Source organism: Variovorax sp. EBFNA2 (assembly GCF_033802765.1).
GTDB lineage: Bacteria > Pseudomonadota > Gammaproteobacteria > Burkholderiales > Burkholderiaceae_C > Variovorax > Variovorax paradoxus_H.
The window spans coordinates 2281830-2301050 of record NZ_CP138496.1; the positions used below are offsets into that span (position 1 = coordinate 2281830).

Below are 19221 nucleotides of genomic sequence, written 5' to 3' on the forward strand. Positions count from 1 at the left end.
ACATCTGACCGCGAAAGCGACACGCCCCCACCTTGGAACTGACGGAATTGATTCTTCTCGCACTGGCTGCACTCGCCGTGGTGCAGCTGGTGCTGGTCATCTGGCTGCTGGCCCGCCGGCAACCGCGACCTGATCACAGCGAAATGCTGGGCGTGCTCGCCGCGCTGGGCAAGGCCAACGAGCGCACCGAGCGCGAACTGCGCCGCGAAATCGGCGAGCACTCGCGCGGTGCGCGCCAAGAAACTGCGCAGGCCTTCGCCACCTTTCAGCAGTCGTTGACGCAGCAAGGCGCCGAGGCCACGCGCACGCAGAACGCGCAGCTCGACGCCTTCTCGCTGCAGCTCGCCTCGCTGCAGAAAACCCTGGCCGACACGCTGAACTCCCAGCTGCAGGGCCTGAGCGAATCGAACGCACGCCGTCTTGCCGAGGTGCGCACGACCATGGAAACCCAGCTCGCGCAGCTGCAGCAGAGCAACGCCGCCAAGCTCGACGAGATGCGCAAGACCGTCGACGAGAAGCTGCAGAGCACGCTCGAAGCGCGCCTGGGCGAAAGCTTCAAGCAGGTGGCCGACCGGCTCGAGCAGGTGCACAAGGGCCTGGGCGAAATGCAGACGCTGGCCGTCGGCGTCGGCAGCCTGCAGCGCGTGCTGACCAACGTGAAGACGCGCGGCGTGTTCGGCGAAGTGCAGCTCGAAGCGCTGCTCGAGCAGGTGCTCACGCCCGAGCAGTACGCGCGCCAGATCGAGACCAAGCCGCGCAGCGGCCAGCGCGTCGACTTCGCGATCCGCTTCCCGGGGCGCGGCGACGACGGCGCGCCGGTGTGGCTGCCGATCGATGCCAAGTTTCCGCGCGACGACTACGAACGCCTCATCGACGCCCACGAGCGCGCCGATGCCGCCGGTGCCGAGGCCGCGGCCAAGGCGCTCGAAGCGCGCATCCGCACCGAGGCCAAGTCGATCGCCGACAACTACCTCGCGGCGCCGCACACCACCGACTTCGCGATCCTGTTCCTGCCGGTCGAAAGCCTCTACGCCGAGGTGCTGCGCCGCCCCGGCCTGATGGACGCCATTCAACGCCAGCACCGCGTGACGCTGGCCGGCCCCACCACCTTGCTGGCCATGCTCAACAGCCTGCACATGGGCTTTCGCACGCTGGCGCTCGAGCGCCAGGCCTCCGAGGTCTGGAAGGTGCTCGGCGCGGTCAAGACCGAGTTCGAGCGCTATGGCGAATGGGTGGCGCGCATCAAGGAGCAGGTGGCCAAGGCCTCCGACACCATCGACAAGGCCGACACGCGCGCCAAGCAGATGCGGCTCGCGCTGCGCAAGGTCGAGGCGCTGCCCGAAGAGCAGTCTCAGGGGCTGCTACCGCCCATCGCCGGCACCGATCTCGACAGCGAGGGCGACGACACCCCGTGAAAGGTTCTGAACTGCTGCGCGTCATCGTGGCGCAGGTCTGCCTGCACGCCACGATGGCGGGCATGCGACTCGCCACACCGCTGCTCGCGCTGCAGCAAGGCTACAGCGCAGCGGCCGTCGGCCTGCTGATCGCGCTGTTCGCGCTGACCCAGGTGTTTCTTGCGCTGCCGGCCGGGCGCTTTGCCGACCGGCACGGACTCAAGCGGCCGCTATGGCTGTCGGTGATCGCGGCCTCGGGCGGGGCAGGGCTGGCGCTGGTCTTCCCGGTGTTTCCCGTCATGTGCCTCGCCGCGCTGCTGACCGGCGGCGCCACCGGCGCGACCGTCATCGCATTGCAGCGGCACGTGGGTCGTTCGGCCACCGACCCGACGCAGCTCAAGCGCGTGTTCAGCTGGCTGGCCATCGCGCCGGCCGCGGCGAACTTCGTCGGGCCCTTCCTGGCCGGGATGCTGATCGATCATGCCGGCCGCGCGCCGGCCGACCTGCTGGCCTTTCGCATCTGCTTCGCCGTGATGGCCTTTTTGCCGCTGCTGTGCTGGCTGCTGGCGCGCGGCGCGCACGAGCCGCCGCGGGTGGCGCCAGCGCCGGGCGCCGCGCCCACGCGGGCCTGGGACCTGCTGCGCGAGCCGATGTTCCGCCGCCTGCTGTTCGTGAATTGGCTTCAGTCGTCGAGCTGGGATGTGCACGCCTTCGTGCTGCCGGTGCTGGGCCACGACCGGGGCATCAGCGCCTCGGTGATCGGCTCCATCCTCGGCGCCTTCGCGATCGCGGCGGCGGTCATCCGCGTGGTGCTGCCGCTGATCGCATCGCGCGCGTCGGAGCGCAGCGTGATCCTGAGCTCGACCGTTGTCACGGCGGCCGTGTTCGCCGTCTACCCGCTGCTGGTGTCGCCGTGGACCATGGGCATCTGCTCGGTGATCCTGGGCTTCGCGCTTGGCGCGGTGCAGCCGATGGTGATGAGCATGCTGCACCAGATCACGCCGCATGCGCGGCATGGCGAGGCGCTCGGGCTGCGGCTCATGACCATCAACGCATCGAGCGTCGCGATGCCGATGCTGTTCGGCTCGCTCGGCGCGCTGATCGGCATCACCGGCGTGTTCTGGGTGGTGGGCGGCGTGCTGGCGCTGGGCGCGAAAGCGACCTGGGGATTGAAGCTCTGACCTGCACGGGAGGGCGCCTGACGGCGGCCTGAATCCCACGTTGCAAATGACAGTAATTCTCATTTGATTGACAAAATACTGACCCAAAGTCAGTATCTGCGCCTTCTTCGTTCCTGACCCGAAGGCGTCCATGGACTCCCATTCCCCGTCGGCGGCTGCCGACCCGCGCCGCCGCCTGGCCCTGGTGGCGGCGGTCTACCTTGGCAGCTTCATTGCCACGCTCGACGTGAGCATCGTCAACGTCGCGCTGCCCACGCTGCAGCGCGCGCTCGCGACCGACCTGGCCGGGCTGCAGTGGGTGATCGACATCTATGCGCTGTGCCTGTCGGCCTTCATGCTGTCGGCCGGCCCGATCGGCGACCGCTACGGCCGCAAGCGCGCCTGGCTGGCCGGCGTGGTGGTCTTCACCGTGGGCTCGGCGATGTGCGCGATGGCGTCGGGCCTGCCCATGTTGCTCGCGGGCCGCGCGGTGCAGGGCGTGGCGGGCGCGCTGATGATCCCGGGCGCGCTGTCGCTGCTGGCGCACGCTTTCCCCGAGCCGGCGAGCCGCGCGCGGGTGATCGGCGGCTGGTCGTCGTTCACTGCGCTGTCACTGATCCTCGGGCCGATGCTCGGCGGCCTGCTGGTGGACCACGCGGGCTGGCAGAGTATTTTTCTCATCAACCTGCCGATCGGCGTGCTGACTGTGGCGCTGGGCGTGTGGGGCTTGCGCGAGTCATCGCATCCCGAGCATGCGGCGCTTGATCCGGCGGGGCAGGTGCTCAGCGTGCTCTGGCTGGGCGCGCTGACCTACGGGCTCATTGCCGCGGGCGAGCACGGCTGGGGGTCGCGCCACGCGGTGATCGCGCTCGTGGCAGCGGGTGTCGGGCTGGCGCTGTTCCTGGCCGTGGAGGCGCGCGTGGAACGGCCGCTGCTGCCGCTTGTGCTGTTCCGCGACGCGCGCTTTTCGGCCACCAACTTCGCCTCGTTCGTGCTCGGTTTTTCGACCTACGCGAGCCTGTTCTTCTTCTCTTTGTTCCTGCAGCAGGTGCAGGGCTGGTCAGCCAGCGACACCGGCTGGCGGCTGGTGCCGCAGTTCGTGGCGACCGGCGTCGTGGCTTCGCAGTTCGGCCGGCTGGCGCGCCGCTTCGATGTGCACACGCTGATGGTCGCGGGCTACGGCCTGATCGGCACGGCGATGCTGCTGCTGACGCTGTTCTCGGCCGACACGCCGTACCTGCCGCTGGCGTTGATCTTCGTGGCGCTGGGTGTGGGCGCGGGCCTGGCCGTGCCGGCGACGAGCACGGCGGTGATGGCCTCGGTGCCCGCGCAGCGCTCGGGCATGGCCTCGGCGACCATGAACGCGCTGCGCCAGGGCGGCATGCTGATCGGCATCGCGCTGCTCGGCACGCTGATGCGCACGCGTGCCACCGCGTTGATGACCGACTCGCTTGCGCGTGCCGGCGTGTCCGATGCATCGCAGGCGGCGGTGGCAGCGGTCTCGCGGCACGACCTCGGCGCGCTTGCGGCGCTCGACGCCGGCACCGCGCAGCGGCTGTTGAGCGATGCGCTCGCGGGCGGCTTCCATGCGGCGATGGCCTGTGCCGGCGTCGCCGGGTTGGTGGCGGCAGGGCTGCTGCTGCGCGTCAGGCCGCGTGCCGACGCGCTGGCCGCCGCCACGCGCGCCTGAGTCGGGAGCCGTTCGCCATGCCCGCCGTCCGCGTCCCTTTCCTGCGCCGGAGTGCCCGGCGCCTTCTTGTGATTCCGAAGGAGACTTTCATGGTCCGTCATGAACTCAGCCAATGGCCGCTGGTCATCAGCGTTTCGACAGGCTTGCAGACGCTGGAAAGCATGCAGGCCTTCACCGACGACTGGAACCGCTGGCTCGACCGCGGCGAGCCCTTTGTCTCGCTGCGCGTGTTCGCGGACGCCGACGCGCTGGTGCATCCCGAGGGCAGCGCCCAGCGTGCCAGGCAGTGGCTGCAGGCGCGCGGCGCCGACATCCGCCGCCACATGATGGGCATGGCGAGCGTGGTGCCCGCCGACCAGTTCGAGAAGATCAGCAAGATGAACGTCGAGAAGCTCTTCGGCATCCCTGCAAGCACCTTCGCCCGCACCGACGAAGCACTGGCCTGGTTGCGTGAGCGCGTGCTGGCGCCGCGCGGATTGGTCCTCGATGCCGCGGCGGTGCGCGCCGCCATCGATATGGCACGTACCGGCACAACGGCCTCCTGACCATGACACACAGCAGTCCCGACGACACCCCGGCGACCACTGCACGCCGCCGCACCAAGGCGCCGCAGACCCGCGCCGCCGCGCTGATGGATGCGGCCGAGCAGCTGTTCATCACCAAAGGCATTGCGGCCACCAGCATCGACGACATCGCAGCCGGCGCGCAGGTGGCCAAGGGCACCTTCTATCTGTACTTCCCGTCGAAGGAAGCGATGCTCGGCGCGCTGCAGCAGCGTTTCGTCGACACCTTCTGCGGGCGCCTGCAGGAGGCGATGGACCGCCACGCACCAGGCAAGTACCGCGCACGGCTCAAGGCCTGGGTGGAAACGGGGCTGGAGACCTACCTCGACAACGTCGCGCTGCACGACGTGGTGTTCCACGAGTACCGGCCCGAGGACCGGCGCATGCGCAACGACAACGTCGTCATCACGCAGCTCGTGACCCTGCTGACGCAGGGCGACGCCGCGGGCGTGTGGGAGGTCGAGGACGCGACGCTGACGGCCGTGATCCTCTTCAATGCGCTGCACGGCGTGGCCGACGATGCCGTGGCCATGGGGCCGCATGCGAACCCCGTGGCCGATCGCCGCCGCCGCGCCCGCGCGCTCACGCGCTTCTTCGAGCAGGCCCTGCGGCCCGATGACAGCGACGACGCCTGATCCGCTCGGTCAGAGCTTGTAGAAGCGCTTGATGGCGTCCCACGCGTCTTCGGGCGCGTCGACGTATTCGAAGAGCTTCAGGTCGCCCGGCGAAATCACGCCTTCGTCGACCAGGAAGTCGAAGTCGATCATCTTCTTCCAGTAGGCCGAGCCGAACAGCACGATCGGCACCGGCTTCGACTTCTTGGTCTGCACGAGCGTGATGACTTCGAACAGCTCGTCGAGCGTGCCGAAGCCGCCGGGGAACGCCACCAGCGCCTTCGCACGCATCATGAAATGCATCTTGCGGATCGCGAAGTAGTGGAACTTGAAGCTCAGCGCGGGCGTGACGTAGGGGTTGGCTTCTTCTTCCATCGGCAGCGCGATGGCCAGGCCGACCGAAAGGCCGCCAGCTTCGTGCGCGCCGCGGTTGGCCGCCTGCATGATGCCGGGGCCGCCGCCGGTGCACACGAAGAGCTTGTCCTGCGGCTCCTTCTTCTCGCTGTACTGCGCGACCAGCTTGCCGAAGGTGCGCGCCTTCTCGTAGTAGTGCGAGTTGCGCGCGAGCCGGCGCCAGCGTTCGGCTGCGACCGTGTCGCCGGCGGCTTCGGCCTGCGTGACCAGCGCGGCGGCTTCGTCTTCGCTGCGGAAGCGCGCGCTGCCGAAGACCACCACCGTGTTCTCGATGCCGTGCGCGCGCTGCTCGAGGTCGGGCTTCATCAGCTCCAGCTGCATGCGGATGCCGCGCGTTTCGCGGCGCAGCAAGAACTCGGGATCGGCGAAGGCCAGGCGCGAGGGATCGGGGTCCAGGGGGAGGCCCCGGTCGGCATGGGACTGCAGCGTGGCCCAGGCATCGGCCAGGCGCTTGTCGTGAATGTTGTGCGTGTTGTTCATGGAACTGTCGAGCTGAATTGACTTGGCATTGTGCGCCGACGCAAGCGGTATGCCCGCCAACGAAAAAGGCTCCTTGCGGAGCCTTTCGGGGTGGTGGTCAGCCGGGTGCGAGCGCGATCAGACGCGCTTGCGGTATTCGCCGGTGCGGGTGTCGATTTCGATCTTGTCGCCTTGTGCGACGAAGAGCGGCACGCCGATTTCGAAGCCGGTGGCGATCTTGGCGGGCTTCATGACCTTGCCCGAGGTGTCGCCCTTGACGGCCGGCTCGGTCCAGGTGATTTCGCGCTCGACGCTGGTCGGCAGTTCGACCGAGATGGCCTTGCCGTCGTAGAACACCACTTCGACAGCCATGCCGTCTTCGAGGTAGTTCAGGGCGTCGCCCATGTTCTCGGCTTCGACTTCGTACTGGTTGTACTCGGTGTCCATACAGACATACATCGGGTCGGCGAAGTAGGAGTAGGTGCACTCCTTCTTGTCGAGCACGATCTGGTCGATCTTGTCGTCGGCCTTGAAGACCACTTCGGTGTTGAAGTTGGCGATCAGGCTCTTGAGCTTCATGCGCACGGTGGCGCTGTTGCGGCCGCCGCGGCTGTATTCGGTCTTCAGGACGACCATCGGGTCCTTGCCGTGCATGATGACGTTGCCGGCGCGGATTTCTTGAGCGATTTTCATATCAGGTTCTCTGGATGTTGGCCGCTCGGTGCGCGGGGCCCTCGGCGCTGTGTGCCGTCGTATCTGGCCCCGCCGTACATGTCCCGCGGCAGGTTTGGCGAAAGGCGTCCCGGACCACGGCGGTCAGGGCTGAATTCCGCAAAGCCCGCTATTTTAGCTTTTTCCGGCGACCAGCTGCCGCAGTTGGGCCAGCAGATCGTCCTGCGCGAGCAGCCTGTCGCGTGCCGCACGGGCGGTTTCGCGCCATGCCGCCAGCGGGCCGGGTGGGGGCAGGGCACGGTCGCCGAAGCCGTTCCAGGCGTGGTGAAAAAGCCGCAGCGCGGGCGGGGCGCCCAACCAGTCGAGCCAGGCGTTGAGCTTGACGTGGTGCGCGTCGTCGTCCTGCGGGTAGATCTGCCAGACCAGCGGCACGCCGGCCCAGAGAGCGCGCACGAGCGAGTCTTCACCGCGCACGAAGTTGAGGTCGCAGGCCCACAGCAGGTGATCGAAATCCGTCTGGCTGAGGTAGGGGAGGTATGAAATTGATAGCGAGCTTTGACCGTCGAGCGGGCGATCTGACACACACGCCTGCACGGCGTGCGCGGCACGGCCCGCAGTGACCAGCAAGCGCGTGGGCGCTGGGTCGGCAGCCAGCTGGGCGAGCAGGGCGGCCAGCGCCGGGGGCTCGTAACAGAAGAGCGAGACCAGACGTTCACCCTCCTGCCACGGAATCTGCTGCGCCTCCAGCCAGCGCGCCCGGTCGAAGCGCGCCTGGCGCGCCATCAGGTCGGGCTCGCGCAGCAGGCCGCCGGTCGCGGGCGTGAAGCCCGGGTAGAAGAAACGTTTCGTCAGCCCGGCGCCCGGGCCCTTGAACACCGGCGACGGCAGTCGGTGCAGCTTCTCGACATAGGGCTCGGCCGACAGGTACTCGAGGTTGATCCAGGCCTGCGCATGGCTCGGGGTCTGCGCGAATCGCGCGACGAGCTCGGGTTCCGGGTCGCACCCGAAGGCCTCGACCAGCACTTCAGGCACCGAATCGGCAACGGCGCGGCGCACGGCTTCGGCGTCGGACCAGTCGATCACCTGCACGCCCTCGCAGCCGGCCGGCGCCATCCAGTGCAGCGCCGTCGGGTCGTCGACCCACAGCCGCGCGCGTTCGCCCGCCGCCGCGAGCTGGCAGGCCAGGCGCCAGCAGACGCCCAGGTCGCCGTGGTTGTCGATGACCTTGCAGAAGATGTCCCATTGCATGCGCGTGCCCATGGCCGCGAGTGTGCCCGTCTTCGCGGTCGCTCAGGTGCAGGCGAAAACGCCGTGTGATTGCTATGCTGGCCTCGCCACAACAACCACCGGAGAGAGCCAGACCATGAGGATGCAGACCCGTCGCCGTTCGTCGTTTTCTTCTTCGCCCTTGACCGTCGCCAAACGCGGCGTGCTCGCGCTCTCGCTGGCCCTGGCCGGAATGGCCGGCGCCCAGGCCCAGACCGCGCCGCTCACCGCACAACAGCAGCGCTTCCGCGAGATCTACAAGGAGCTGATCGAGATCAACACCACGCACTCGGTGGGTGACAACACCGCCGCGGCGCGGGCCATGGAAAAGCGGCTGGTCGATGCCGGCTTCGCCGCGGGCGACATCCAGATCTTCGAGCCCTTCCCGAAGAAGGGGAACCTGGTGCTGCGCTTCAAGGGCGACGGCAGCAAGAAGCCGCTGCTGCTCCTGGCGCACATCGACGTGGTCGAGGCCCGCCGCGAAGACTGGAAGACCGACCCCTTCAAGCTGCAGGAAACCGGCGGCTACTTCACGGCACGCGGCGCCATCGACGACAAGGCCATGGCCGCGGCGCTGGTCTCCGTGCTGGGGCAGCTCAAGCAGGAAGGCTTCAAACCCAAGCGCGACATCATCCTGGCGCTCACGGCCGACGAAGAGCGCGGCGATGCGCTGAGCAACGGCGCCTTCTGGCTCATCAGCAACAAGCCCGAGCTGCTGCAGGCCGAGTTCGGCATCAACGAAGGCGGCGGCGGCGAGCTGCGCGGCGGCAAGCCGAACCTGCACCGCATGCAGGTGGCCGAGAAGATGTACACCACCTACATGCTCGAGATGCGCGACGTCGGCGGCCACAGCTCGGTGCCGACCAAGACCAACCCCATCTACGCGCTCTCGGCCGGCCTGGAGCGCCTGGGCAACTACGCGTTTCCGATCAAGCTCGCGGACGTCACCAAGACCTACTTCGCGCGCAGCGCACCCTTTGCCACCGGCCAGCTGGCCGACGACATGCGTGCCATCGGCAGCGGCAACCCCGACGCCGGCGTGCTCGAGCGCATGACCGCCAACCCGGCCTACAACGCGCAGCTGCGCACCACCTGCGTGGCGACGATGGTGCAGGCCGGCCATGCCGAGAACGCGCTGCCGCAATCGGCCAAGGCCACGGTCAACTGCCGCATCCTGCCGCACGACGACCCGGAGGAGGTCGAGCGCCTGCTGACCCAGGCCGTGGGCAACGACAAGATCGTGGTGCGCAACATGGGCAAGCCGCTGCGCAGCCCGGCCTCGCCGCTCAACGGCGACCTCGTGAAGACGGTCGAGACGCTCACGCAGCAGATGTGGCCCGGCGTGCCCGTGGTGCCCGCCATGAGCACCGGCGCCACCGACAGCCGCTTCCTGCGCAACGCCGGCATCCCGATGTACGGCGTGACCGGCATGTTCCTGGAGCCATCCGATGCGCGCGCGCACGGGCTCGATGAACGCATCGAGATCCAGCGGCTGTACGACGGGCGCGAGTTCCTGTACCGGCTGGTGTCGGAAGTCGCGAAGTAGATAGAGCGAAGTGATCAGGCCGAAGGGCCGGCGCAGCGAAGGCTGCGCCGGCCCTTGGTCGTTCAGGGCGTGAAGCTGTCGCCCAGCACGATGCCTTCGCGGCGCGGGTCTGCGCCGCCGGTCAGCACGGGCTTGCCGCCGACGTTCGTGCGAATGATTGTGCTCACGCCGCTGGACTGCGGGGTCACAGACACCTTGTGACCCAGCCCGATCAGCCCGGCGACCAGCGGGTCGTTGAGGCCCGAGTTGGTCTCGTCGACATTCGGGTGCTCGCCGCCGACGTTGGTGGTCACGGAGTTGGGAGCCCCGAAGTCGACCAGCGACGTGGCCTGTTGCGCATCCAGCCCCCAGTCCAGCGCGCCAACCAGTGTCTTCACCACGTACTGGATGATCGTGCCGCCGCCTGGCGAACCAGTGCCCATCAGGAATTCGCCCATGCTGCCGTCGGCGTTCTTCCTGAACACCAGCGTCGGCGCCATCGAGCTGCGCGGACGCTTGCCCGGCGCGACGCGGTTGGCAACCTTGTAGGTCTGCGTGGGCCTGCCGTACGGTTCGTCCGAGAAATCGGTCAGCTGGTTGTTCAGCAGGAAGCCCTGCGTCATGTGGGCCGACCCCATGCCGCCTTCCACCGTGGTGGTCATCGCGACCACGTTGCCTTGCTTGTCGACGATGGTGAAGTGCGTCGTGCCGTGCTCTTCGGTCTTGTCGATGCCGAGCGGAACGTCGCCAAGATCGCCCGGCTGGGCGGTGCCCATGCTCTTCGCCAGACTGATGAGGCTGGCGCGGCCCTGCAGGTAGGGCTTGTTGATCAGGGAGTCGATCGAGCCGTACGGCAGCGGGACGAAGTCGGTGTCGGCCACGTACTTTTCGCGGTCGGCGTACGCCAGGCGTTCGGCCTCACTCACCAGATGCACGCCCATCACGCTCGGCTTGCCGCCTTCGAGGTCGATGGCGGTCGGCTTGTGCAGGCCGAGATTGAAGGTCTCGAGGATGCCGAGCGTCTGCATCACCGCAATGCCGCCCGAGGAAGGCGGCGACATGCCGCACACGTAGTAGTCGCGATAGGTGCCGCATACCGGATCGCGGCGCTTGGCCTTGTAGCTGGCCAGGTCGGCCAGCGTGGTCTTGCCGGGCGTGATGGCCGAGCCGTCGCTGGCCGCCGTGGTGACACCGATCTTGTCGACGATGCTCTTGGCGATGTCGCCCGTATAGAAAGCGTTGGCGCCCTGTGTGGCGATGGCGTTCAGCGTCCTGGCATAGGCTGGGTTGGTGAGCTTGGTGCCCAGCGCCTTCGGCGTGCCGTCGGCGTTGAAGAAATAGGCCGTGGCGTCGGCGTCGCGCTTCAGGTGTGTCGCGGAGCCCGCGATGGCGGTCGCCATGCGTCCGCCGATCAGGAAGCCGTCGGACGCGAGCGTGATGCCGTAGCCGAACAGGTCCTTCCAGGGCAGTTTGCCGTGGTCTTGATAAGCGATGTCGAGCATGCGGACGGCACCGGGCGTACCGATGGAACGGCCGCTCCAGCGCGCGCTGGGCACGGGGGCGCTGGTGTCGGTGGCATCGTCCACATAGCGCAGGTAGTTCTCGGTCGCCGCCGCAGGCGCGGTCTCGCGGCCGTCATACGCCTGCACCTTCTTCGTCGCCGCGTCGTAATGGAGCATGAAGGCGCCGCCACCGAGCCCGCTCGACTGCGGCTCGACCAGGCCGAGCACGGCCTGCACCGCCACCGCCGCATCGACCGCGCTGCCGCCGGCCTTGAGCACGTCGCAGCCGGCGCGCGTGGCCAGCGGGTGGTTCGCGACCACCATGTAGTTCTTGGCGTACACCAGCTTGTGGCCGGGCACGTAGCCCGACGCCGGTTCCGGCGCGGCCGGATCGCCCGGGTCGCCCGAGCCGACGACCACGGAGGTGCCGCTGCTCGGAATCTGGCAGCCGTTGTCGGCGGCCGGCGGGGCCGTGGGGCCGGGTTGGTTGGCCGCGTTGATCGCGGCGATGGCCGCGACCAGTGCGGCGTTGTTCTGTGCGTTGTTGTTGCTGTTGCCGCCGCAACCGGCCACGGCCAGGGAGAGCGCGAGGGGCGTCAGGGCCCACCACGCGCGCACGGAGTTCTTCTTCATCGGAGTTTCCCTTTGCTGTTGTTGAAAGACAGGAATGACAACGGGCGCTCCTCGCGCCCGCGCTCATCATGAGCACATTTCGTTCCCGCCCGTGTCACGTGCGTGCGGGTGTGACCGGGTTCGCTGCGGGACCCCGCGGCGCGCGCCACAATAGCCGCCATGTCCGACGTGCATTCCGATCAATTGCTCAGCGAAGTCGCGGCCCTGCCGCAGTTGCCGGGTGTCTACCGCTATTTCGACGCGGCCGGCGCCGTGCTGTATGTGGGCAAGGCGCGCAACCTGAAGAAGCGGGTGGCCAACTACTTCCAGAAGAGCCACGGCGGCACCCGCATCGGCCACATGATCTCGAAGATCGTGCGCATGGAGACCACCGTGGTGCGCTCCGAAGCCGAGGCGCTGCTGCTCGAGAACAACCTGATCAAGACGCTCAAGCCGCGCTACAACATCCTGTTTCGCGACGACAAGAGCTACCCCTACCTGAAGATCGCCTCGCACGCGTTTCCGCGGCTGGCCTACTACCGCGGTGCGGTCGACAAGAAGCACCGCTACTTCGGGCCGTACCCGAGCGCATGGGCGGTGAAGGAATCGATCCAGCTGCTGCAGAAGGTGTTCCGCCTGCGCACCTGCGAGGACACGGTGTACGCCAACCGCACGCGGCCCTGCCTGCTGTACCAGATCAAGCGCTGCAGCGGCCCCTGCGTGGCGCTGATTTCGCCCGAGGCCTACGCGCAGGACGTGGCCAGCGCCGAGGCCTTCCTCATGGGCGACACGCAACTTGTGCTCTCCAAGCTCGAGCAGCGTATGACGGCGCACGCCGAGAAGCTCGAGTTCGAGCAGGCGGCCGAACTGCGCAACCAGATGTCGGCCATCTCGCGCGTGCTGCATCAACAGTCGATCGAGGTAGCTTCCGACAAGGACGTGGACATCCTCGCGGTCAAGGTGCAGGGCGGCAAGGCCTGCGTCAACCTCGCCATGGTGCGCGGCGGACGCCACCTGGGCGACCGCGCGTACTTTCCGGTGCACGTGGACGACGCGGCGCAGATCCACCACGGCGAGCTCGATGCCGAAGAGGGCGTCGCTCCGGTGGCGGCCGACCCGATCGAGGTGCAGGTGCTCGAGGCCTTCATCGCGCAGCACTACATCGACATCCCGGTGCCCGCCACGCTGGTGCTGGGCCGGCAGGTGAGCCGGGCGCTTATCGAGGCCATTTCGCAGCAGGCCGGCGCACGCGTGACGGCGGTGTTCCAGCCGCACGAACAACGCCGTCACTGGCTCGAGATGGCCGAAACGAATGCCGGCCTGCAACTCGCGCGGCTGCTGGCCGAAGAAGGCTCGCAGCAGGCGCGCACCCGCGCCCTGGCCGATGCGCTCGAGCTGGCGTCGGACGACCTGGACAACTTCCGCGTCGAATGCTTCGACATCTCGCACACGGCGGGCGAGGCCACGCAGGCGTCGTGCGTGGTGTTCGCGCAGCACACGATGCAGAACCGCGAGTACCGCCGCTACAACATCGAGGGCATCACGCCCGGCGACGACTACGCGGCCATGCGCCAGGTGCTGCACCGCCGCTACGGCAAGCTGGCCGAGGCGATGGCCGCCGAGACCGAGGCGCTCGCCCCGGGCGACGCGGAAGGCGAAGGGGCCGAAGGCGTCGAGGCGCCGCCACCCAGGACGCCGGCCGCGCGCATGCCCGACCTGGTGCTGGTCGACGGCGGCAAGGGCCAGGTGTCGATGGCGCGCGAGGTCTTCAGCGAGTTGGGCTTGCCGCTGTCGTTGATCGTCGGCGTCGAGAAGGGCGAGGGCCGCAAGGTCGGGCTCGAAGAGCTGGTGTTCGCCGACGGCCGCGAGAAGGTCTACCTTGGCAAGGATTCGGCGGCCCTGATGCTGGTGGCACAGATCCGCGACGAGGCGCACCGCTTCGCCATCACCGGCATGCGGGCCAAGCGCGCCAAGGTGCGCGTGGGCGGCAGCCAGCTCGAAGACATTCCGGGCATCGGGCCGAAGCGCCGGGCGCGGCTGCTGCAGCGTTTCGGCGGCATCCGCGGCGTGGCTGCGGCGAGCGTGGAAGACATCGCGTCGGTCGAAGGCATTGCCACCGACCTGGCCGAGGAAATCTATCGCGCACTGCATTGAAGACGGGATTGCCCCTGGCCTTCCGGCGCTTCACGTGTGCATGACACAATCGCCCGCATGTTCTGGACCCTACCGACCATCATGACCTGGACGCGCATCGTCGCGATACCGTTGATCGTCGGCGTTTTCTACCTGCCGATCAGCGAGCCGATGCGCAACCTGATCGCCACGGTGATGTTCATCGTGTTCGCCGCCACCGATTGGCTCGACGGCTATCTGGCGCGCAAGCTCAACCAGACCTCGTCCTTCGGCGCCTTTCTCGATCCGGTGGCCGACAAGTTTCTGGTGTGCGCCGCGCTGCTGGTGCTGGTGCATCTGCAGCGCGCCGACGTGTTCGTGGCGCTCATCATCATCGGCCGCGAGATCGCCATCTCGGCGTTGCGCGAATGGATGGCGCGCATCGGCGCCGGCAAGAGCGTGGCGGTCCACATGATCGGCAAGGTCAAGACGACCGTGCAGATGGTCGCGATTCCCTTCCTGCTCTATGACGGGCATCTCTTCAAGGTGATCGACACGGGCCTGTGGGGCCAGTGGCTGATCTGGATCTCGGCGGTGCTCACCGTCTGGTCGATGGTCTATTACCTGCAAAAGGCCATTCCCGAGATCCGGGCCCACTCCAAATGACCGCGGCCGTCTCGGCCCGCAACGCAGGCTGGCTGCGGGCGATGCCGGCGGTCTTCGTGCTGATCTGGAGCACGGGTTTCATCGTGGCGCGCTATGGCATGCCCTACGCGCCGCCCCTCAAGTTTCTCGCCGTGCGCTATGCGCTGTCGCTCGCCTGCTTCGGCCTCTGGGTCATGCTCGCGCGGGTGGCGTGGCCGACCAGGCGCGCGCAATGGGGGCATCTGGCGGTCACGGGCGTGCTGATGCAGGCCGGGTATCTCGGTGGTGTCTGGGCTGCGGTGCATGCCGGCATGGGCGCGGGGCTCGTCGCGCTGCTGGTCGGCATCCAGCCGGTGCTCACGGCGGTCTGGCTGTCGTTCAACGGCGGGCGCATTTCGGGCCGGCAATGGGCCGGGCTTGCGCTGGGCTTCGCGGGGCTGGTGCTCGTGGTATCTCGCAAGCTGGGGCAGGGCACCGAGGTCAACGCGCTGACGATGGGGCTGGCCGTGATGGCGCTGCTGTCGATCACGGCGGGCACGCTGTACCAGAAGCGTTTTGTCGCGCCCTGCGACGTGCGCAGCGCCAGCGCGGTGCAGATGGCGGCCGCGCTGCTCGTGACCTTGCCTTTTGCCGCGCTTGAGGCGCAGGCCATCGAATGGAACACCCATTCGATCGGCGCGATGGCGTGGTCGGTGCTGGCGCTGTCGCTGGGCGGCAGTTCGCTGCTCTATATGTTGATTCAGCGCGGCACGGCCACGGCGGTCACCAGCCTGCTGTACCTCGTGCCGCCGTGCACGGCGCTGATGGCCTGGCTGCTGTTCGCCGAACCGATCACCTGGACGACGGTACTGGGCATCGGCCTGACGGCGGTCGGTGTGAGCCTCGTGGTGCGCGCAGAGCGCTGACCGCGCTCTCTTTTCTTCTTTCAGCGACCGCCTGGCTTGGCCGGCTTCCAGGGCTCCGATCGGAACTGCTCGACGAGGTGATCGACCAGCAGGCGCACGCGACGCGGCGTCTTCGGTCGCCAGGGCGCGACCCAGTGGATGTCGGCGTCGGGCATGCCGTGCTGCGGCAGCACGCGCACGAGTTCGCCACTTGCGAGTTGCGGCGCGATGTCCCAGAGGCTGCGCAGCATGACGCCGTGGCCCGCGAGGCACCAGTCGCGCACCATCTCTCCTGAATTGCTCGTGAGCGGGCCCTGCACCCGCACGCGCGCCGTGCTGCCGTCGCGCGCATGGCGCAGCGTCCAGAGCGCGAACTGGCGCGACTGCGCGGCGTCGCCGTTCTCGCGCGCGATCAGGCAGTCGTGTGTGGCCAGCGCCTCCACCGTGGCGGGTGTGCCGCGGCGCGCAAGGTAGTCGGGCGAAGCGGCCAGCACGCGCTGGTTGCGTGCGATGCGGCGCGTGGTCCAGTCGGCGGCGCGGTGCTGCTGCACCGCCCACAGCCAGACCGCGCCGTCGTAGCCTTCGGCGCCCAGGTCGGGCAGTTGCTCGGTCAGCAGCAGCTCGACCTGCAGGCCGGGATGCTGCGCCTGGAAGTCCGCGAGCGCCGGGCCGAGCCAGTGCCGGCCGAAGCCGAAGGTGGCGGCGAGGCGGACCGTGCCGATGAGCGCGTTCTGCCGCTCGCCGAGTTCGCTTTCGAGCGCCGCAAAGCCTTCGAGCAGCGTGCGCGTATGCAGGCACACGGCTTCGCCCTCGGCCGTGACGCTGAGCCGCCGTGTCGTGCGGTCGAACAGCCGCTGTCCGAGCCGGGCCTCCAGCGCGCCGAGCCGCTTGGTGATGACCGAAGGCACCACGTCGAGCGTGGCAGCCGCGCCGGCCAGGCTGCCCTGGTCGCGGATGGCCAGCACCAGTTCGAGATCGCCGCGTTCCATCGCGTGGGGATTCATGCCAAATCGGAAAGTATGAATTGGCTGATTGTTGCTTGATGGCCGTCGGGGTGCAACGCACAATCGTGGCGTGACGGCCTCTTTCCTCGACTTCCCCCGCTTCGACATCGCCCGCGATGGCGTGCGCATCCACGGTCGCATCGGTGGGCAGGGCGCGCCCTTGCTGCTGTTGCACGGCCATCCGCAGACGCATGCAATCTGGCACCGCGTGGCACCCGCGCTGGCCGAGCGCTTTACGGTGATCGCCGTGGACCTGCGCGGCTACGGCGACTCGGGCCGCCCGGCGGCCGACGCCGAGCACGCGGTCTACAGCAAGCGCGAGATGGCGCGCGATGCGCTGGCCGCCATGCATCACCATGGCTTCGAACGCTTCGCCGTGCTTGCGCATGACCGCGGCGCGCGCGTGGCGCACCGGCTCGCGGCCGACCATCCGGGCGCGGTCGAGCGCATGCTGCTGCTCGACATCGCACCGACGCTGGCGATGTACGAAGGCACCTCCGAAGCGTTTGCCAAGGCCTACTGGCACTGGTTCTTCCTGATCCAGCCGCCGCCGCTGCCCGAGGCGCTGATCGCCTCCGACCCTGTGCGCTACGTGCGCAGCGTGATGGGCGGGCGGCACGCGGGGCTCGCGCCGTTCGCGCCTGAGGTGCTGGCCGAGTACGAGCGCTGCATCGCCATTGCCGGAACCGCCGAAGCCATCTGCGAGGACTACCGCGCCTCCGCCACCATCGACCTCGTGCACGACCGCGCCGACATCGCCGCCGGCCGTCGCCTTGCGCAGCCGCTGCGTGTGCTGTGGGGCGAACACGGCGCGGTGGGGCGCGCGTTCGATGTGCTCTCGCTGTGGCGCGAGCGCGCTGACGAGGTGTCGGGCCGCGCATTGCCTTGCGGCCACTACATCCCCGAAGAAGCCCCCGACGCCGTGCTGGCCGAGGCGCTTGATTTTTTCGTTTCCCCTGAACATCCAGGAGCCAATCCATGAGCACCCACAGAATCGCAGTCATCGCCGGCGACGGCATCGGCAAGGAAGTCATGCCCGAGGGGCTGCGCGTGCTCGATGCGGCAGCGCGCAAATTCGGGATCGACCTGAAGTTCGACCACTTCGATTTCTCGAGCTGGGACTACTGCGAGAAGCACGGCCAGATGCTGCCCGACAACTGGAAAGACCAGATCGGCGGCCACGACGCCATCTTCTTCGGCGCGGTCGGCTGGCCCGAGAAGATTCCCGACCACGTGTCGCTGTGGGGCTCGCTGCTGATGTTCCGGCGCGAGTTCGACCAGTACATCAACCTGCGCCCCGCGCGCCTGATGCCCGGCATCGTCGCGCCCGTGGTGCGCCGCGACGGCACGCCGCGCGCGCCCGGCGAGATCGACATGTACATCGTGCGCGAGAACACCGAGGGCGAATACTCGAGCATCGGCGGGCGCATGTACCAGGGCACGCCGCGCGAGATCGTGGTGCAGGAAACCGTGATGTCGCGCATCGGCGTCGACCGCGTGCTGAAGTTTGCGTTCGAGCTGGCGCAGTCGCGGCCCAAGAAGCACCTGACGAGCGCCACCAAGTCGAACGGCATCTCGATCACCATGCCGTACTGGGACGAGCGCGTGGTGGAAATGGCCAAGGGCTATCCGGGCATCACGCTCGACAAGTTCCACATCGACATCCTCACGGCGCACTTCGTGCAGCGGCCAGACTTCTTCGACGTGGTGGTGGCGAGCAACCTGTTCGGCGACATCCTGTCCGACCTGGGCCCGGCCTGCACCGGCACCATCGGCATTGCGCCCAGCGCCAACCTCAACCCCGAGCGCACCACGCCCTCGCTGTTCGAGCCGGTGCACGGCTCGGCGCCCGACATCGCCGGGCAGGGCATCGCCAACCCGATCGGCCAGATCTGGTGCGGCGCGATGATGCTGGAGTTCCTCGGCCACAAGGACGCGCACGACGCGATCCTGGCGACCGTCGAGAAGGTGCTCGCGCCCCAAAGCGGCGCACCGCGCACCCCCGACATCGGTGGTCGGGCGAGCACCAGCGACCTCGGAAAGGCAATTGCCGAGGCCCTTTGAAAAGTACGTCGCGAAACGCCCCTAAAATCGCGCGCTCCGCTGGGCTGCAGAGCCTTGTGTCTTATTGACACCCTGCAGACCAGTGGTTGTAATCCTCGCTGGCAGTGCGCTGCCGAGGCGTCAGGCCTGCCATGTTCTTGAGTCGCAACCGTCGCGGCCAGGTCGCAGCTGACGAAAGCCGACCAACTTTATTTCTTCGACAAGGGGCCCTTGTGAACAAGACCGAACTGATTGAGCACATCGCAAAGAACGCCGATATTTCCAAAGCCGCAGCGACCCGTGCGCTCGAATCCACCATTGGCGCCATTCGTACCACGCTCAAGAAGGGCGGCTCCGTGTCGCTCGTCGGTTTCGGCACTTTCGCAGTCGGTAAACGCGCAGCCCGCACCGGCCGGAATCCCCGCACCGGCGAGGCGATTAAAATCAAGGCAGCCAAGATCCCGAAGTTCCGTCCCGGCAAGGCGCTCAAAGACGCGCTGAACTGAGGCTGTAGACTCGGAGAGTATTTCAGGTGGGGTGCTTAGCTCAGTTGGTAGAGCGGCGCCCTTACAAGGCGTAGGTCGGGGGTTCGAGCCCCTCAGCACCCACCACCACCCGATGCAAAGGCGAACACCGGTTCGCCTTTTTTATTGCCTTCCGGC

The 19221-nt window shown here is 67.9% G+C and carries 17 protein-coding genes and 1 tRNA gene; 13 read left to right on the top strand and 5 right to left on the bottom strand.

Features of this window, described 5'->3' with window-relative positions; translation table 11 throughout:
• Positions 1 to 38: 38 nt before the first annotated feature.
• From RZE79_RS10550 to RZE79_RS10570, 5 genes are all read left to right on the top strand, one after another.
• Positions 39 to 1415 (top strand): DNA recombination protein RmuC, encoded by a 1377-nt coding sequence (locus RZE79_RS10550; RefSeq protein WP_319361147.1) that lies wholly within the window; start codon positions 39 to 41, stop codon positions 1413 to 1415.
• Positions 1412 to 2575, top strand: coding sequence for an MFS transporter (locus RZE79_RS10555; RefSeq protein ID WP_319360378.1), 1164 nt, complete (start codon positions 1412 to 1414; stop codon positions 2573 to 2575). Before RZE79_RS10550 ends, RZE79_RS10555 begins: the two co-directional genes overlap by 4 nt.
• Before the next feature lie 130 nt (positions 2576 to 2705).
• On the top strand, positions 2706 to 4244 hold the full coding sequence (locus RZE79_RS10560) for a DHA2 family efflux MFS transporter permease subunit (RefSeq protein ID WP_319360379.1): 1539 nt from the start codon (positions 2706 to 2708) through the stop codon (positions 4242 to 4244).
• A gap of 89 nt (positions 4245 to 4333) precedes the next feature.
• Positions 4334 to 4789: a hypothetical protein gene (locus RZE79_RS10565; protein WP_319360380.1), complete on the top strand. Its 456-nt coding sequence runs from the start codon at positions 4334 to 4336 to the stop codon at positions 4787 to 4789.
• Positions 4790 to 4791: 2 nt separating this feature from the next.
• On the top strand, positions 4792 to 5442 hold the full coding sequence (locus RZE79_RS10570) for a TetR/AcrR family transcriptional regulator (protein ID WP_319360381.1): 651 nt from the start codon (positions 4792 to 4794) through the stop codon (positions 5440 to 5442).
• Between the two features lie 9 nt (positions 5443 to 5451).
• Here RZE79_RS10570 and RZE79_RS10575 read toward each other — a convergent pair whose 3' ends face one another.
• The 3 genes from RZE79_RS10575 to earP form a co-directional block, all read right to left on the bottom strand.
• Positions 5452 to 6315 (bottom strand): TIGR00730 family Rossman fold protein, encoded by an 864-nt coding sequence (locus RZE79_RS10575; protein WP_319360382.1) that lies wholly within the window; start codon positions 6313 to 6315, stop codon positions 5452 to 5454.
• A gap of 117 nt (positions 6316 to 6432) precedes the next feature.
• Entirely contained in the window at positions 6433 to 6987 is a 555-nt protein-coding gene (efp, locus tag RZE79_RS10580; protein ID WP_093011949.1) for an elongation factor P, read from the bottom strand.
• Between the two features lie 153 nt (positions 6988 to 7140).
• Positions 7141 to 8226 (bottom strand): elongation factor P maturation arginine rhamnosyltransferase EarP, encoded by a 1086-nt coding sequence (gene earP, locus RZE79_RS10585; RefSeq protein ID WP_319360383.1) that lies wholly within the window; start codon positions 8224 to 8226, stop codon positions 7141 to 7143.
• 103 nt (positions 8227 to 8329) lie between these two features.
• On the opposite strand from earP, the gene RZE79_RS10590 reads away from it, so the two are divergent.
• Positions 8330 to 9778 (top strand): M20/M25/M40 family metallo-hydrolase, encoded by a 1449-nt coding sequence (locus RZE79_RS10590; protein ID WP_319360384.1) that lies wholly within the window; start codon positions 8330 to 8332, stop codon positions 9776 to 9778.
• A 62-nt stretch (positions 9779 to 9840) separates the two neighbouring features.
• Here the strand turns inward: RZE79_RS10590 and ggt are convergent, their stop codons facing one another.
• Positions 9841 to 11892 carry a gamma-glutamyltransferase gene (gene ggt, locus RZE79_RS10595; protein WP_319360385.1) on the bottom strand — a complete coding sequence of 684 codons (2052 nt, stop codon included), beginning with the start codon at positions 11890 to 11892 and terminating at the stop codon, positions 9841 to 9843.
• Between the two features lie 159 nt (positions 11893 to 12051).
• On the opposite strand from ggt, the gene uvrC reads away from it, so the two are divergent.
• The 3 genes from uvrC to RZE79_RS10610 are packed head-to-tail and all read left to right on the top strand — an operon-like array spanning position 12052 to position 15533.
• Entirely contained in the window at positions 12052 to 14025 is a 1974-nt protein-coding gene (gene uvrC / locus RZE79_RS10600; protein ID WP_319360386.1) for an excinuclease ABC subunit UvrC, read from the top strand.
• A 57-nt stretch (positions 14026 to 14082) separates the two neighbouring features.
• Positions 14083 to 14649 carry a CDP-diacylglycerol--glycerol-3-phosphate 3-phosphatidyltransferase gene (gene pgsA, locus RZE79_RS10605; RefSeq protein ID WP_056583051.1) on the top strand — a complete coding sequence of 189 codons (567 nt, stop codon included), beginning with the start codon at positions 14083 to 14085 and terminating at the stop codon, positions 14647 to 14649.
• The gene (locus RZE79_RS10610; RefSeq protein WP_319360387.1) at positions 14646 to 15533 is read left to right on the top strand and encodes a DMT family transporter; all 888 of its coding nucleotides are present in this window, start codon (positions 14646 to 14648) and stop codon (positions 15531 to 15533) included. Before pgsA ends, RZE79_RS10610 begins: the two co-directional genes overlap by 4 nt.
• Before the next feature lie 20 nt (positions 15534 to 15553).
• Here RZE79_RS10610 and RZE79_RS10615 read toward each other — a convergent pair whose 3' ends face one another.
• A complete protein-coding gene (locus RZE79_RS10615) occupies positions 15554 to 16516 on the bottom strand; it encodes a LysR substrate-binding domain-containing protein (protein ID WP_319360388.1) in 963 nt (320 codons plus the stop codon).
• 70 nt (positions 16517 to 16586) lie between these two features.
• Here RZE79_RS10615 and RZE79_RS10620 point away from each other — a divergent pair, with 70 nt between their 5' ends.
• The 4 genes from RZE79_RS10620 to RZE79_RS10635 all read left to right on the top strand — a co-directional run bounded on the left by RZE79_RS10620 (position 16587) and on the right by RZE79_RS10635 (position 19170).
• Positions 16587 to 17498, top strand: a complete 912-nt coding sequence (locus RZE79_RS10620) for an alpha/beta hydrolase (RefSeq protein ID WP_319360389.1) — start codon at positions 16587 to 16589, stop codon at positions 17496 to 17498.
• Positions 17495 to 18580 carry a tartrate dehydrogenase gene (locus tag RZE79_RS10625; protein ID WP_319360390.1) on the top strand — a complete coding sequence of 362 codons (1086 nt, stop codon included), beginning with the start codon at positions 17495 to 17497 and terminating at the stop codon, positions 18578 to 18580. The genes RZE79_RS10620 and RZE79_RS10625 overlap by 4 nt, the downstream gene beginning before the upstream one ends.
• A 212-nt stretch (positions 18581 to 18792) precedes the next feature.
• Positions 18793 to 19065, top strand: coding sequence for an HU family DNA-binding protein (locus tag RZE79_RS10630; protein WP_099796196.1), 273 nt, complete (start codon positions 18793 to 18795; stop codon positions 19063 to 19065).
• 29 nt (positions 19066 to 19094) lie between these two features.
• Positions 19095 to 19170 (top strand) — tRNA-Val (locus tag RZE79_RS10635).
• Positions 19171 to 19221 lie beyond the last annotated feature (51 nt).